Annotated in this window: 11 protein-coding genes and 1 pseudogene; 2 read left to right on the top strand and 10 right to left on the bottom strand. The window is 74.7% G+C overall.

The window, feature by feature from the left end; genetic code table 11:
* Window positions 1–18 precede the first annotated feature (18 nt).
* Window positions 19–732, bottom strand: coding sequence for a spermidine synthase (locus tag ACGFZ2_RS28470; RefSeq protein ID WP_393458780.1), 714 nt, complete (start codon window positions 730–732; stop codon window positions 19–21).
* Window positions 733–863: 131 nt separating this feature from the next.
* Here ACGFZ2_RS28470 and ACGFZ2_RS28465 point away from each other — a divergent pair, with 131 nt between their 5' ends.
* The gene (locus tag ACGFZ2_RS28465; protein WP_393458877.1) at window positions 864–1,868 is read left to right on the top strand and encodes a zinc-binding dehydrogenase; all 1,005 of its coding nucleotides are present in this window, start codon (window positions 864–866) and stop codon (window positions 1,866–1,868) included.
* A gap of 204 nt (window positions 1,869–2,072) precedes the next feature.
* On the opposite strand, the pseudogene ACGFZ2_RS28460 reads toward ACGFZ2_RS28465, so the two are convergent.
* The 4 genes and pseudogenes from ACGFZ2_RS28460 to ACGFZ2_RS28445 all read right to left on the bottom strand — a co-directional run.
* Window positions 2,073–2,921, bottom strand: a pseudogene (locus ACGFZ2_RS28460) (sulfite exporter TauE/SafE family protein); the annotation flags it as partial.
* Window positions 2,918–3,523 (bottom strand): rhodanese-like domain-containing protein, encoded by a 606-nt coding sequence (locus ACGFZ2_RS28455; protein ID WP_393458777.1) that lies wholly within the window; start codon window positions 3,521–3,523, stop codon window positions 2,918–2,920. The pseudogene ACGFZ2_RS28460 and the gene ACGFZ2_RS28455, both read right to left, overlap by 4 nt.
* A gap of 176 nt (window positions 3,524–3,699) precedes the next feature.
* Window positions 3,700–5,100 carry a rhodanese-like domain-containing protein gene (locus tag ACGFZ2_RS28450; RefSeq protein ID WP_393458774.1) on the bottom strand — a complete coding sequence of 467 codons (1,401 nt, stop codon included), beginning with the start codon at window positions 5,098–5,100 and terminating at the stop codon, window positions 3,700–3,702.
* Window positions 5,101–5,238: 138 nt separating this feature from the next.
* Entirely contained in the window at window positions 5,239–5,508 is a 270-nt protein-coding gene (locus ACGFZ2_RS28445) for a metal-sensitive transcriptional regulator (RefSeq protein ID WP_393267865.1), read from the bottom strand.
* A 239-nt stretch (window positions 5,509–5,747) separates the two neighbouring features.
* Between ACGFZ2_RS28445 and eccB the strand changes: the two genes are divergently transcribed.
* Entirely contained in the window at window positions 5,748–7,139 is a 1,392-nt protein-coding gene (eccB, locus tag ACGFZ2_RS28440; protein ID WP_393458771.1) for a type VII secretion protein EccB, read from the top strand.
* 73 nt (window positions 7,140–7,212) lie between these two features.
* Here eccB and ACGFZ2_RS28435 read toward each other — a convergent pair whose 3' ends face one another.
* From ACGFZ2_RS28435 to ACGFZ2_RS28415, 5 genes are all read right to left on the bottom strand, one after another.
* Window positions 7,213–7,818 (bottom strand): class I SAM-dependent methyltransferase, encoded by a 606-nt coding sequence (locus ACGFZ2_RS28435; protein ID WP_393458768.1) that lies wholly within the window; start codon window positions 7,816–7,818, stop codon window positions 7,213–7,215.
* 217 nt (window positions 7,819–8,035) lie between these two features.
* Window positions 8,036–8,764: a phosphoesterase PA-phosphatase gene (locus ACGFZ2_RS28430; protein WP_393458765.1), complete on the bottom strand. Its 729-nt coding sequence runs from the start codon at window positions 8,762–8,764 to the stop codon at window positions 8,036–8,038.
* Window positions 8,765–8,812: 48 nt separating this feature from the next.
* Window positions 8,813–9,679, bottom strand: coding sequence for a carbohydrate ABC transporter permease (locus tag ACGFZ2_RS28425; protein ID WP_357462124.1), 867 nt, complete (start codon window positions 9,677–9,679; stop codon window positions 8,813–8,815).
* A complete protein-coding gene (locus tag ACGFZ2_RS28420; protein ID WP_393267875.1) occupies window positions 9,679–10,641 on the bottom strand; it encodes a carbohydrate ABC transporter permease in 963 nt (320 codons plus the stop codon). Before ACGFZ2_RS28420 ends, ACGFZ2_RS28425 begins: the two co-directional genes overlap by 1 nt.
* On the bottom strand, window positions 10,638–12,032 hold the full coding sequence (locus tag ACGFZ2_RS28415; protein ID WP_393458763.1) for an ABC transporter substrate-binding protein: 1,395 nt from the start codon (window positions 12,030–12,032) through the stop codon (window positions 10,638–10,640). Before ACGFZ2_RS28415 ends, ACGFZ2_RS28420 begins: the two co-directional genes overlap by 4 nt.
* Between the last annotated feature and the right edge of the window lie 78 nt (window positions 12,033–12,110).

Below are 12,110 nucleotides of genomic sequence, written 5' to 3'. Positions count from 1 at the left end.
GCCTGGTCAGGTGGCCTGTCAGAGCTGGGCGACGTACACGGTGTTGGTCGACTCCCCGCCGGTCAGCGGGTTGGCGAACGGGACGACGTGTGCCCGCGCGGTACGGAACACCGCCGCGAGTGCCTCCTCGAACGCGGCGTCGGGCGGGTCGTCCGACCAGAGGGCGAACACCCCGTCCGGGTGCAGGTGGGCGGCGAGCCGGCGCAGGCCGTCCGGGGTGTAGAAGGCGGCGTGGGTGGGGTGCAGCACGTTGCGCGGCGAGTGGTCGACGTCGAGGAGCACGGCGTGGAACCGCCGTCCCGGCGCCTGCGGGTCGAAACCGGTGCCGTCGGCGACGGCGGCGAAGAAGTCGGCCCGCACGAAACGGGTCCGCGGGTCGGCGGCCAGCCCGGCGGCGAACGGCAGCAACTCGCGGCGGTGCCAGTCGATGACGTCCTCGATCGCCTCCACCACCAGCAGCGAGCCGACCCGCTCGTCGGTGAGCGCCGTGCGGGCGGTGTAGCCGAGGCCGAGGCCGCCGACGACCACGTCGAGGTCGTGCCCGGCCAGCGGGGCCAGCCCCAGCCGGGCCAGCTCGATCTCCGCGACGGGGAAGAGGCTGGACATCAGGAACTCGTCGTCGAGCTTGACCTCGTACACCTCGACGTCGAGCGACGGGTCGCGGCGCCGACGCAGGCTGATGAGGCCGATCGGGGTGTCCCGCCAGGCCAGTTCCTCGAATCGCACGCCCACGGGCCCGGATGCTACCGGGCGGCGCCCCGAGGACCGGCCACCGGCGCGCATTCCTTCCGTCCGGCCGGGTATGCGCGCTCGTCGAGGGCCGCCGACCGGGGGCCGGACAGGGAGCGCGCACTGTGGCGGAGATGCTGGCCGGACGGCTGCACGTGGCGGACCGGGTGCTGCGGATGGAGTCGGTGCGGGTGCCGGAGCCGGAGCGCGGGCAGGTGCGGATCAGGGTCGAGGCGGCGGGTGTCTGCCTGTCGGACGTGCACCTGATCGACGGCACCCTCACGCCGCTCTACCTGCCCGGCGACGTGGTGACGCTGGGCCACGAGGTAGCCGGGGTGGTCGACGCGTTCGGCGACGACGTCGAGGGGTGGGAGCCGGGCCAGCGGGTGCTGCTCCAGGCGGGGGAGCGGGACCGGCGCGGCACGGTGTTCACCCGGGGCGTGGACTACGACGGCGGCTGGGCCGAGTACGCCGTGGCCCGGGAGGACACGGTGGTGCCGATCCCGGACGACCTGCCGTTCGAGCAGGCCTGCATCATCCCGGACGCGGTCTCCACCCCCTGGGCGGCGGTGACGGACACCGGGCGTACCCGGCCCGGGGAGGCGGTCGCGGTGTGGGGCGTGGGCGGCCTGGGCGCGCACGCCGTCCAACTGCTGCGCCTGGTGGGCGCGGCCCCGGTGATCGCGGTGGAGCCGCTGGCGGCGGCGCGGGACCGGGCGACGGTGCTGGGCGCCGACGCGGCGCTCGACCCGGCCGACCCCGGGTTCCGCGACGCCGTGCTCGAGTTGACCGGCGGGCGGGGGCTCGACGTCGCGTTCGACTTCGCCGGGGTGACTCCGGTCCGGGAGCAGGCGCTGACCGTGCTCGCCCGCCGGGGCCGGCTGGTGCTCGCCGGGATCGCCAACAAGCCGGTCACGATCGCGTCGGACAGCCCGTTCAACTACTTCCAGCAGGCGCTGCTCGGCCACTACGGCTCGGAGTCCGAGCACGTCGAGCAACTGGTGTCCCTGGCCCGGCAGAAGCGGCTCGACCTGAGCGCGTCGATCAGTGACGTGCTGCCGCTGGGCGAGGCGGAGGAGGCGGTGCGGCGGGTGCGCACCAAGGAGGGCAATCCCATCCGGCTGATCCTGCGTCCCTGAGCGGCGCCGGCCCGCCGGGTCGCCCCGCGACTCCGCCCGCCGGTGGAGCTGGCGTCACGGCCGCACCGTCGCCCGGCCGGGTCGGTCTGCCCGGCCGCGCCGGCCGCGCCGGCCGCGCCGGCCGGGCCGGTCGGGCCGGTCGTGCCGGTCGCGTCGCCGGCGCCGGCGCGGCGCACCGGCACTCGTCGTCCGGTCGGGTCGGGCGCGGTGCCGGCGGTCGCGCAGCAGCGCGCCGACCGCGGCGGCGGCCACCGCTCCCGCCACGATCCAGAGCAGCGGGCTGGTCCGCACCTGCCCGGGGAGCTGCTGGCCGAGGACGAAGATGCCCATCGCCGCCACGAACCACCCGAACGCCCTGCGCAGCACGTCCTCGGGGACGTGCCCGGCGAGCCGGCCGCCGGCGAGGCTGCCGGCCACGGCGGCGGCGGTGACCGCGGCGGCCAGGCCCCAGTCGACGCCGACGGTGGACAGGTAGCCGGCCAGGCCGGCGAGGGACTTCATCGCGATGACCACGAGCGAGGTGCCGACCGCGACCGGCATCGGCAGGCCGCCGAGCAGGGCGAGGGCGGGGACGACCAGGAAGCCGCCGCCGGCGCCGACCAGGCCGGTGACCAGGCCGACCACGGCGCCGTCGAGCACCACCCGCAGCACCGGCAGTTCGTGCGGCACGGGCCGGCCGCCGCCGCGGTCGCGCCGGCCGCGGATCATGGCCGTCGCGGTGGCGAGCATCATCACGGCGAAGCCGGCGAGCAGGACCGCGGCCGGGACGAACGCGGCGAGGCGGCCGCCGGCGTACGCGCCGGCCATGCCCGCGGCACCGAAGACCAGGCCGGTCCGCCACCGGATGCGACCCGCGCGGGCGTGGGGCAGCACGCCCACGGCGCTGGTCACCCCGACGACCAGCAGCGAGGTGGCGATCGCCTCCTTCGGTGGCAGGTCGGCGACGTAGACCAGCAGCGGTACGGCGAGGATGGAGCCGCCCCCGCCGAGCAGGCCGAGGGTGATCCCGATGAGGACGGCCAGCCCGACGGTCAGCGCGAGGCCGCCGGTCACGACCGCCGCCCGGTTGTCGACCCCGCCCGCAGCTGGCCGACGACGGTGTCGAGGTCGCAGCTGGCGCCCCGGTTGTAGGGCAGCTTGCCGAGCAGCATGCCCATGGCGCAGGTGTTGGTGACGGCGGCGACGGTGAGCCCGGCGCCGATGAAGCCGGCTACCCACTTCAGGCCGGGCACGAACACCGAGCCCAGGATGCTGACGAGGACGATCGACCCGGCGACGAGCCGCACCTGTCGCTCCAGGTCCCAGCGCGGGGCGCCCTGGCTGATCGGCGCGTGGGCGGCCTGCCAGGCCGTCATGCCGCCGCGCAGGACCATGAGGCGGGGCAGCCCGACCCCGGAGAGGGCCTGCTCGGCCTGGGTGGCGCGGGCGCCGGAGCGGCAGATCAGCACCACGTCCTCGTCGAGGTGGTGGCGCAGTTCCTCGCGGTGTTCCTTGAGCAGGTCGAGCGGGACGTTGTAGGCGCCGGGGATGTGTGCGGTCTCGAACTCCGCCGGGGTGCGCACGTCCAGCAGGCGGGGCGCGCGGCCGGAGTCGATCAGCTCGCGCAGGGCGACGGCGTCGAGGACGGCGGGGCGGGCGTTCTCCGAAGTGCTCATTCTTCCTCATTCGGGGTGTGTCGCGCGGATTCTGGGCAGGGACCGGCCGGCCGCGGCGGTTTCGCGGCGGCCGACCCGGGCAGGGGGGTGGCCGGCCGAAGCCGCTTCGCGGGGGCCGACCGGCGCAGGGGGCTGGCCGGCCGCCGCCGTCGCGGCGGCCGGCGGCCAGGTTCAGGTCAGGCGCCGCCGACCATGGCGACGCCGGCGGCCTCGGCCCGGGCGAACGCGTCGTCGAGCACCACGACCTCGCGGCCCGCGTTCGCCAGCAGCGACGCGGCGGCGGTGGCCCGGTATCCGGAGCCGCAGTGCACCCAGACCACGCCCGGGGGCACCTCGGCGAGCCGCGTCCGCAGGTCGGGCAGGGGGATGTGCACGGCGCCCTCGACATGACCGGCGCGCCACTCGTTGGTCATCCGGACGTCGAGCACGACGTCCGGGGCGGGCAGCCCCGCCGGGGTGTCGCCGGCGCGGGCGGCGGCCAGCGCGGGGAAGTCGGCGGTCCGCAGGTCCCGCAGCTGCCCCGGGTCGGCGGCCCACTGCTCGGCCGTCCCGGTGGCCTGGGCGGCGGGCCGGTCGATGCCGATGCGGACCAGTTCGCGCTGGGCGTCGGCGACCTGCGCCGCGGTCTCCGCGAGCAGGGTGATCGGTGCGCCCCAGTCGACGAGCCAGCCGAGCCAGGTCGACATCGGGCCGTCGAGCCCGAGGCTGACGGTGCCGGCCAGGTGTGAGGCGGCGTACGCCTTGCGGTGCCGCAGGTCGACGACCCACTGGCCGTCGGCGATCCGCTCGCGCAGCGCGGCGGCGTCGGCCCGGGCGACCGGGGTGAGGTCCACGGGCGCCGGACCGGCGAGGTTCGCCACGCCCATGTGGGCGTAGTACGCCGGGTAGGCGTCGAGCCCGGCCAGGGTCTCGGTGACGAACTCGTCGGCGGCCAGCCGCAGCACGGGGTTGGCCCTCTTCTCCCGGCCGATGGTCGACTCCGGCGCGTCGGCCTGGCTGGCCGAGCAGAAGCTGCCGAATCCGTGGGTCGGCCACACCTCGGCCCCGTCGGGCAGCAGGTCGGCCAGCCGTTTCGCCGACGCGTGCTGGTGGTGGGCGAGTTCGTGGGCGTGCTGCGCGCCGAGCAGGTCGGTGCGGCCGGTGGTGCCGAAGAGCAGCGAGCCGCCGGTGAACACCCCGACCGGCCGCCAGCCGCCGTCGTCGGCCTCGTCGAGCGCGTACGACAGGTGGTGGAAGGTGTGCCCCGGCGTGGCCACCACCCGGAGCCGCATCGCGCCGGAGACGGGCACGGTGTCGCCGTCGGCGACCGGGGTCCGGTCGAATCCCACCTCGTCGTCCGCGGCGACCAGGTAGTCGGCGCCGGTCAGCCGGGCCAGTTCCAGGCCGCCGGAGACGTAGTCGTTGTGGATGTGGGTCTCCACCACGTGGGTGATGCGTACGCCCTTGGCGCCCGCGAGGTACATGACCCGGTCGATGTCGCGCTGGGGATCGACGACGATCGCCACCCCGCCGTCGGAGGCCAGGTAACTGCGGTCGCCGAGCGAGGACGTCGCGATGACGGACACCTCAACTGCCATTGTCGTGCTCCTTGTGGGATCCCATACCCCGGGGGGTATCCGACGGGCACACGTCCGCGGTTGTCGACGTGTGCGCACTGCTTACCCACCCACGTCGCTGTCACGCGACGTGGGTGGCCGTGCTCCGTGCCGGTGTGCTCAGGCCAGCGAGAGGAAGAGCTTCTCCAGCTCCTCCTCGGTCATCTCCGGCGCCTCGCCGCGCTCGCGGGCGGCGTTGCAGTGCCGCATGCCGGACGCAATGATCTTGAAACCGGCCCGGTCGATCGCCTTCGACACCGCGGCGAGCTGGGTCAGCACGTCGCGGCAGTCCTGGCCGCTCTCCATCATCTCGATGACCGCGTTGAGCTGCCCCCGGGCCCGCTTCAGGCGCGTCAGCGCGTCGCTCGTCATCTCGGGTCGAAGCTTCACCCCGCACCTCCTCGTCACCCACTATACCCCCGGGGGTACCCGACGACACCATGCTGTCCCCGGGGGGGTACGACAGGTGCCAGGCCCCGGGGTGCTCCCTGGCCTGGCCTGATCAGCCCGAGCGCCTACCCCGGGGTGACGCCGGCGAAGGCGGGGGCCGTGCCGCCGCGACGCAGGGTCCTCGGGACATCGACGGAACGCTTATCCTGTGCCCCGACCGCACCACCGGAAGGGATCCCATGCCGTCGCGGCAGGACCAGCTGCACTCGTACCAGTTCACCGTCCAGCGGGCGGTCGCCGCCCTGGTGATGCGGGAGACCGACCCGGCGCAGTCGCCGTTCCGGCGGCTGGCCGGCGCGGCCCTGGCCAGCGTCCTGGTCGCGGCCATCGGCCTGGGCGGTTTCGCCCTCTACGGCCTCTTCGCCGGTGGTGGCAAGACGTGGCGCGACCCGGGCGCGGTGATCGTCGAGAAGGAGTCCGGGGCCCGCTTCGTCTATCGGGAGCAGAAGCTGCACCCGGTGCTCAACTACGCGTCGGCCCTGCTGATCATCGGCGCGGACCGGCCGAAGACCGTGCTCGTCTCCCGCCGCGCCATAGACGGGGTGCCGCGCGGGTTGCCGCTGGGTATCGCCGACGCCCCCGACTCGCTGCCCGCGCCCGGACGATTGTCGACCGCGCCGTGGACGGTCTGCTCCGTGGCGGCCCCCGAGGACAACCGGTCGACGCCACGGTCGGCGCTGCTGATCGGCGTGGCCGGCGACGGCGGCCGGGCGCTCGGCGAGGACGCGCTGCTGCTGCGCCACCCCGACGGCGCGCTGCACCTGGTCTGGCACCAGCGTCGCTACCTGCTGCGCGACCCCAACCGGGTGTTGGCCGCCCTGGCGGCCACCCGGGCCCGGGCGGTCCCGGCGGCGCCGGCGCTGCTCAACAGCCTGCCGGCGGGCGCCGACCTGGCCCCGCTGGCCCTGCCCGCCGAGGGGGAACGCTCGGCGCGGGTGTCCGGGGCGCGGATCGGCGACGTCTACCTGGTACGCAACTCCGGTGGGGGCCGGCAGTACGCCGTCGCCTTGCGGGACGGCCTGGCGGGCATCACCGAGTTGCAGGCCGGCCTGCTGCTCGCCCGCAACGGGCAGGGCGAACCGGAGCCGATCACCCTCGGGCGCTTCGCCGCACTGCCGAAGCTGCCCGACCTCGCGCCGACCGGCCCGACCGCCCCGCCGACCGCGCCGCCCCGCCTGGCCGCGCCCGACGGGTCCGCGCTCTGCGTCCGGGTCGGTGACGACGGGGGCGCGACCGAGGTCAGGCTCGGCGTGGGGCTGCCCGACCTCGCCGCCGCGCCGCGCACCCCGCCTCCGGCGTCCGGCGGCGGGGTGCACGCGGACCACGTCGTGGTGGAGCCGGGCCGGGGCGCGGTGGTCGAATCGGTCGCGGCGCCGGGCGCGCCAGGCGGCGCGGTCTCCGTGGTGACCGACCTGGGACGGCGGTACGTGCTCGCTGGCGGCGAGGTGCGCGGGATGCTCGGCTACCGCGACATCCGGCCGCTGCGGCTGCCGGCGGGCCTGGTCAGCCTGGTGCCCGCCGGCGCCACGCTCGACCCCGCCGCCGCGCGGGTCGTCGCCACCCCCGCCTGACCCGGCCGGTGAAGCCCCGGCTCATGCGACGCCGCGGCTCATGCGACGCCGTGGCCCAGGCGGTGGGGCGGGCTCAGGCGGCGGGGCGACGCAGCACGGTGACGGCGAAGTCGGCGTCGTCGCGCCAGGGGCGCAGGTCCCAGGTGGCGAAGCGGTGCTCCAGCCGCAGCCCGGCGGCGACGGCGTCGGCGTCGAAGTCGGTGAGCGGATAGCCCCGGTCGGTGCCGAAGCCCACCGCCACCACGCCGTCGGGTCGCAGGTGGAGGGCGATCCGGCGGAGCACGTCCCGCTCGGTGCCGGGGGCCACGAAGGCCAGCACGTTGCCGGCGACGACCACCGCGTCGAACGGCTCCGGCTCCCCGGCCGCCGCCAGGTCCAGCTCGGCCAGGTCGGCCACCAGCCAGCGCGGGCCCGGGTGGTCGGCGCTGGCGGCCTCCACCAGCGCCGGGTCGGCGTCCACGCCGACGACCGCGTGCCCCCGGGCGGCCAGCGCCGCGCCCACCCGGCCGGTGCCGGAGCCGGCGTCGAGGATCCGGGATCCCGGCGCGACCAGGGCGTCCACCAGCCGGGCCTCGCCGGCCAGGTCCGCCCCCTCGGCGGCCAGCCGGCGGAACCGGTCGATGTACCACTGCGAGTGCTCCGGACCGGTCTCGGTCACCCAACGGGTCGGCTTTCCCATGCCGCCACGGTAGCCGGATCCGGCCGGCCCTCCGGCGGCGGGCACACCTGCGCCGACGGGGATCACGCCCACGGGTGCCGAAGGGCGGGCCCACCGCGCGGCGGGTGCACCGCGCGGGCGTCCGGGGCCGGCGGGTCCAGCACCCCGCCGAGCGGACGGCCGGGCGACGCTCCACGGCGCGCCGCCACGCCCGGCCCGTGGCACCGGTCGGCGCGGGTCAGGTCAGCGCGAGGAACGTCGCGGCGGTGAGCGGGGCGCCGGCGACCGCCCCGGCGACCACCTGGGCCACCGTGTGGTCGCGCAGGCGCACCCGTGACCAGGCCACCGCGACGACCAGCGACCAGAGCGCGTGCAGCGCGGGACCGAGGAGCAGGACGAGGACGGCCACCGAACCGGCGGCGGTGGCGGCGTGCACGCTGAGCTTCCACCAGTGGTTGACCGCCGTGACGACCGCCCCGTTGACGAGGGTGGCGACCATCAGCGCGACCAGCAGCCGGGGCGCGTCGAGGGCGGCCAGCAGCGCGATGCCGACCGCGACGGAGGCCAGCCCGAGGGCCAGGGGGCGCAGCCGCTGCGTGTGGTCGCCGATGTGCCGGTCGGTCAGCCAGCCCCGGCGTACGCCGTACAGCACCACGCCGACCGGGATCACCGCGCAGAAGACCAGGGCGGCGCTGCCCCAGCGCAGCACGCCGCCGAGGCTGCCGGTGGCGCGGGCCGCCACCACCAGCGGCATGACGGTGACCAGCACGCTGGGCGCGAGGACCTCCGTGACCAGCCGGGCCGCGCGGCGGCCGGGGCTCCGGTCAACCAGGTCGACGCCGAACGGCGTCGCGTCGACCGGTTCCGCGGCGGGCGGCTCCGCGCCGGTCAGGCCGGCGCCGGGCGGGGCCGCCGCGGGCGGGACGCCGGTGTCGGTGTCGGTGTCGGTGTCGGGGGAGACTTCCACCCGGGACATCCTTGGCCGGCGGACGCCGCGCGGCAACCCCGCCCCGCCTCAGCCCTTCTCGGCGCCGCTGGTGAGCCCCTCCGTGAGCAGGCGCTCGCTGGCGAAGAAGAGGATCACGATGGGTAGGGTGAGGATCACCGAACCGGCCATCAGCACCGTCTTCGGCACCTCGACCCCATCCGCCAGCTGCGCCAGCCCCAGCGACACCGTCCACCGGTTCGGCTTGTCGACCAGGAAGAGCAGGGCGAAGAGGAACTCGTTCCAGGCGATCATGAAGTCGTACAGAGCGACCGCCATGATGGACGGCGCCGCCAGGGGGAGGCTGACCCGACGGATGATGCCGAGCCGCCCCGCGCCGTCGATCGCCGCGGACTCCTCCAGGCTGACGGGGATGGTCTCGAAGTAGTTGCGCAGCATGTAGACCGAGACCGGCAGCGTCTGCGAGATGTAGACCAGCACCAGGCCCAGCAGCGAGCCGCGCAGCCCGGCCCGGGTGAAGACCACGAAGAGCGGGATCGCGATGACGATCGACGGGAAGAGGTAGACCGCCAGGAAGAGGAAGTCGACCTGCCGCCGGCCGAAGAACCGCAGCCGGGCGACGGCGTACGCGCCGGGGATCGCCACGGCCAGCGTCAGCAGGGTCGCCGCCACGGCGACCAGGCCGCTGTTGCGCATGAAGGTGAGGAAGCCCTGGCCGCCGTCGTCGGCCGCCCTGACCACCTCGGCGTACGTGTCGAAGGTCAGCTCGCCGAGGCCCACCACCAGCGAGCCGGGGTCGAGCAGCAGCCGCTCGATGGGGCGCACCGAGAGCACCAGCATGTAGTAGAAGGGGAAGACGGTGACCAGCAGGAACGTGGCGATCACCAGCCGGCGCAGCCAGCGCAGGCCCACCGTCTCGATCCGGTCCCGGTCCATCAGTCGACCCTCCGTCCACCGAAGAAGCGCAGGTACACCAGCACGAACACGATCAGCACCACCGCGAGCACGACCGCCTGCGCCGCCGCCGCGCCGATGTCCGTCCGCGCGGTCAGGAACTCGTAGACCCGGACGCTGACCACCTCGGTGCCGGCCGCCCCGCCGGTGAGCAGGTAGACGTCGTCGAACTTGTTGAACGTCATGATGAACCGCAGCACGCCCAGCAGGCCGATCACCGGCAGCAGTTGCGGCAGCAGGATGTGCCGGAACCGCTGGGTGGGGGTGGCCCCGTCCACCCGGGCGGCCTCCTCCAGCTCGCCGGGCACGGCCTGGAGCCGGGCGAGCAGGAACAGGAACGCGAACGGGAAGTAGCGCCACGCCTCGAACGCGATGACCGTGGCCAGGGCCGTCGACTCCTGGGACAGGAACGGCACCGGGGTGTCCCAGCCGAGGAACCGTCGGCCCCAGTCGTTGACGACGCCGAGCTGGGGGTCGAGCATCACCTGCCAGACGAAGGTGACCGCGACCACCGGCGCCACGTACGGCAGCAGCATCGACGCGCGCACGAGGGTACGGCCCCGGAACGGCCGGCGTACGACGAGCGCCGCCACCAGGCCGAGCACGATCGAGCCGGCGGTGCTGGCCACGCTGTAGACCAGCGTGGTCCAGAGGGTGTCGGCGAAGCCCGGGGTGTTCAGGACCCGCTCGACGTTGTCCATCGTGAACTCGCCGAAGAGCCCGGTGCGGCGCAGCGTGGCGAGGCGTACCCGCTGGAAGGCCAGCACGACGGTCCAGACGATGGGGATGCCGATGACCGCGACCACGACGAGCAGGGTCGGGGCGACCAGCGCGAGCCCGGCGCGGGCCTCGCGGCGGCGCAGGGTCAGCGGCCGGCGGCGGGGGGCCGGGGCCGGCCGCTCCCGGGTGGGGGAGCGGCCGGTGCCCGGCGCGGCGGTGGTCAATTGACGCCCGCCTTGATCGCCTCCACGTCCTTCTTCGCCCGGCCGGCGGCTGCGGCGGCGTCGGTCTTGCCGGCGACCACGTCGTTCAGCGCCTTGGGCACGGGCAGCTCGCCGAGGATCGCGCCGACCAGCTTGCCCTGGCCCTGGGTGAGGCCCCAGCGCTGGAAGGTGTCCGGGCTGCGCCGCAGGCCGGCGAGCACCTCCTCGCCGTACACGTCGGCGAGCGGCTTCTTGGCGTCCACCCCGGCCTGGCTGGCGTTCCAGGCGGTGAGGAACTTCTCCGGCTCGGCAGCGGTGCCCTTGCGGACGGGGAAGCGTCCCTCGGGCGACATGCCGAACCAGTGCGGGTAGGCGCCGCCGAGCATGTGCTCCACGAAGGACTTCGCCGAGTCGGCGGCGGCGCCGTCGAGCACGGCCCACGAGCTGATCTCGCCGTACTGGGCCGGCGCGGCGCCGTTCGGGCCCTTGATCGCGGTGACGAAGCCGCTGTTCTTCGCCAGGTACGCCGGGTCGGCCTGGCACTGTGGGCAGGTCGGCTTGGCGTCGTTGCGCAGCCCGGCCAGCTCGTCGAGGATGAACGGCGACCAGATCAGCATGGCTGCCTTGCCGGCGAAGTAGGTGGCCCGCGTGGTGTCCACGTCCTGCGCGCCCTTCACGGAGCTGGTGCGCATGAGGTCGCCGTAGAACCGGAACGCCTCGACGCACTCGGGGGAGTCCAGTTTCACGGCCCCGGCGTCGTCGGTGAGCTGGCAGTTGTTGGCCAGCGCCAAGTGCTCGAAGGTCTGCTGGGTGAACACGTCGCCGGGGGCGGTGGCGGCGGTGATGCCGGCGACGCCGCCGGTGTTCAGCTTCGTGGCGGCGGCGGCGATCTTCTCGTACGTGTCGGGGGCGGGCAGCCCGGCGGCGTCGAACAGGTCCTTGCGGTAGACGAGCAGCTGCCCCCAGCCGTCGCTGGGCACGGAGAGCTGTCTGCCGTCGTCGGCGGTCAGCTCGAGCGCGCGCGGCGAGAACGTCTGCCGGCCGAGCGCCTCGACGACCTCCGCGTTCGCCGAGGGGTGCAGCAGTTCGTTGCCGGCGAGGGTGCGTACCCCGGCCAGCGACACCGAGCCGACCACGTCGGGCAACTCGCCGGCGGCGGCGCTGGAGGCGATCAGCGAGGGGAACTGGTCCTCGTTCACGGTGACCAGGTCGACCGTGATCCCGGTCCGGGCGGTGAAGTCCGCGATGATCGCCTTGGTGGCGGTGACCCGGTCGGCCACGTCCTCCAGGCTCCACACGGTGATCTTCTTGCTGTCGCTGTCGGTTTCCTCGTCGCCGCAGGCGAGCAGGCTGGCCCCGGTGACTGCCATGATCAGGGTGGCGGCGAGTATCCGCATCGGAGGTGCTGACATCGGTGGCACTCCTCTCGAAGGGTATACAAGGGATTCAACGCCTTCGATTGATCAATTACAAGACATATACCGATTTTC

The organism is Micromonospora sp. NPDC048063, from assembly GCF_043202855.1.
Classification (GTDB): Bacteria; Actinomycetota; Actinomycetes; order Mycobacteriales; family Micromonosporaceae; genus Micromonospora.
This window is presented reverse-complemented; position numbering and strand designations above follow the sequence as displayed.

Excerpts from the sequence above, each read along its gene's own strand:
- ACGFZ2_RS28465 (WP_393458877.1), top strand. The coding sequence starts at position 864 with ATGCTGGCCGGACGGCTGCACGTGGCGGACCGGGTGCTGCGGATGGAG.
- ACGFZ2_RS28455 (WP_393458777.1), bottom strand. The coding sequence starts at position 3,523 with ATGAGCACTTCGGAGAACGCCCGCCCCGCCGTCCTCGACGCCGTCGCC.
- ACGFZ2_RS28450 (WP_393458774.1), bottom strand. The coding sequence starts at position 5,100 with ATGGCAGTTGAGGTGTCCGTCATCGCGACGTCCTCGCTCGGCGACCGC.
- eccB (WP_393458771.1), top strand. The coding sequence starts at position 5,748 with ATGCCGTCGCGGCAGGACCAGCTGCACTCGTACCAGTTCACCGTCCAG.
- ACGFZ2_RS28435 (WP_393458768.1), bottom strand. The coding sequence starts at position 7,818 with ATGGGAAAGCCGACCCGTTGGGTGACCGAGACCGGTCCGGAGCACTCG.
- ACGFZ2_RS28425 (WP_357462124.1), bottom strand. The coding sequence starts at position 9,679 with ATGGACCGGGACCGGATCGAGACGGTGGGCCTGCGCTGGCTGCGCCGG.
- ACGFZ2_RS28415 (WP_393458763.1), bottom strand. The coding sequence starts at position 12,032 with ATGTCAGCACCTCCGATGCGGATACTCGCCGCCACCCTGATCATGGCA.